Here is a 2,131-nt window from a genome sequence, read left to right on the forward strand (position 1 = left end):
GGCCGGGGCAGAGTGGGGCGGGCGCCTCAAACCTCCCCCCTCGTGGTTCGAGACGCCCGCGGACCCCAGAGTAGTTGACTCTGTGTCAGTGTCCAATCACGCTGGCAACATGGGCCAACGGCATATGCCGGAATGCGACGGCCCTCGCCCACAGGACCGCGATCGACGGGTTTCGGCCCGGCCCGGATGCGGCAGATGTCACCTATGACCGATCGTCCCGTGGTCAAACGCACCGCTCGTGCCATCCTGCTCGCCGGCGGCATCGAGCCGGAGATGATCCTGATCAAACGGACCAAACCCGGCGAGGCGCCCTACTGGATCACCCCGGGCGGCGGTGTGGAGCCCGAGGACGCCTCGGTCGTCGCGGCGCTCCACCGCGAGGTGGACGAGGAGCTGGGGGCCACCATCACCGATGTGGTGCCCGCTTTCGTGGACACGGTGGAGCACAGCGCTCTGCCCCCGGAAGGCGCCGCGGGCGCCCGGCACGGGGTGAAGGTGCAGCACTTCTTCGTCTGCCGACTGCTCACCATGGACCTGGACCGGCGGCACGGCCCCGAGGTGGACGAGCCCTGCGGCGAGTACGAGGTGGTCCGGATCCCCTTCACCCGCAAGGGCATCGCCTCGGTGGAGATGGTGCCGCCCTCGCTGCGGGCCTATCTGGACGCCAATGTGGAGGGCGTACTGGCGCTGCTCGCCGACGACCTGGCCTGAGCGCGGAACAGCCCCGGGCCGGGTCCGCCCACCGAAGCCCGGCACCCGATCGGGACCGACCGGACCGGTGCGGGCAGGCGCCTATCCGGCGTTCGGGACCAGCTCCTCGACGGGGTCGTGACGGATCCGGTGGCCGGGCATCCCGGTACCGCGCAGCGCCGCCACCCCGCTCCGGATCATCCCGACCGGCCCGGCCAGATACGCGTCATGGCCGGCCCATGGCCCGTACCCGCCCAGGGCATCCGGCAGTCGGCCCGGAAGGCCGTCGCTTCGGCCCTCGTCGACCACCGACCGCACCGACAGCCAGGGGTGCCTGCGCTCCAGCTGCCGCAGGGCCTCGATGTCATAGAGGTCGTGCTCGCTGCGGGCCCCGTAGAAGACCTCCACCGGACGGCCCCGGCCGCGCTCGGCCACGTCCTCCACCAGCGCCTTGATCGGCGCGATGCCGGTACCGCCGCCCAGGCAGAGCAGTCCGTCCCCGGTGCCGTGGTCCACGGTCATCGAACCGGTCGGCGGCCCCAGCCGGATCACGTCCCCGGGCCGCGCCCGGTTCACCAGCGCGCCGGAGACCCAGCCCGCCGGAACCGCCTTGACGTGGAAGGACAGCAATCCGTCCGAACGCGGCGCCGAGGCGAACGAGTAGTGCCGCCACACCCGCGGCCACCACGGGGTCTCCAGGGCGGCGTACTGCCCGGCGAGGAACGGGTAGGGCTCGTCGGGGCGCACCGTGATCACGGCGATCTCGCCGGTGCGCCGCTCGTGTTCGACCACCTCGGCCTGCCACCAGGCGGGCGCCCGCGACTCGTCCGCGGCCGCCGCGTCGATCATGATCTGCGAGATCAGGGTGTACGACCGGACCCAGGCCTGCTCGGTCTCCGCGTCCCAGACGTCCGTCGCGTACTGGCCGAGCGCGCCCAGCAGGCACTCCCCGACCGCCGGGTAGTGCTCCGGAAGCGTGCCGTACTTGCGGTGCCCGCGCCCCAGCGGGACCAGGTACGCCGCGAGCGCCCCCGGGTCGTCCACGTGCTTGGCGGCCGTGAGCAGCGCCTTGAACAGCCGGTCCCGCTGCACGTCCATCGACGCGGGGAAGAGCGACCGCAGCTCGGGGAGGTGCAGGAAGAGCAGGGCGTAGAAGTACGAGGTGACCTTGTCGGCGATCGGCTCGACCTGCGCCAGGGTCCGCCGGACGAGCGCCCCGTCCGACGCGGACGGGGGACGCGCGGCTTGGGTGTGCGGCGCCTGGGTGGTGGGCGGTGCGGCGAGGGTCCACGGCGCGGCGTCGGCCTGGGTGCTGGTGGCGGCGGGGCCGGTTGCCGACGCGGCTTCCGCCCAACCGCGGTCGGTAGCCGGCGCGGCTTCGGCCCGCGGGCGCGGGGGAGGGAGGGCCGGAGGATTTCGCGACTCGGAGGCCGCGTCGTAC

General features: G+C 73.0%; 2 protein-coding genes. One reads left to right on the forward strand and one right to left on the reverse strand.

Translation table 11 applies throughout. The features are described 5' to 3' along the window. The first annotated feature begins 204 nt into the window (after nucleotides 1-204). The gene (locus E4099_RS31450; RefSeq protein ID WP_135342502.1) at nucleotides 205-711 is read left to right on the forward strand and encodes an NUDIX domain-containing protein; all 507 of its coding nucleotides are present in this window, start codon (nucleotides 205-207) and stop codon (nucleotides 709-711) included. 81 nt (nucleotides 712-792) lie between these two features. On the opposite strand, the gene E4099_RS31455 is transcribed toward E4099_RS31450, so the two are convergent. After that, nucleotides 793-2,131 (reverse strand): globin domain-containing protein (locus E4099_RS31455; RefSeq protein ID WP_245245338.1); only part of this gene is annotated, 1,339 nt, incomplete at its 5' end.

Origin of the sequence: Streptomyces palmae (assembly GCF_004684805.1) — a bacterium.
Classification (GTDB): Bacteria; Actinomycetota; Actinomycetes; order Streptomycetales; family Streptomycetaceae; genus Streptomyces; species Streptomyces palmae.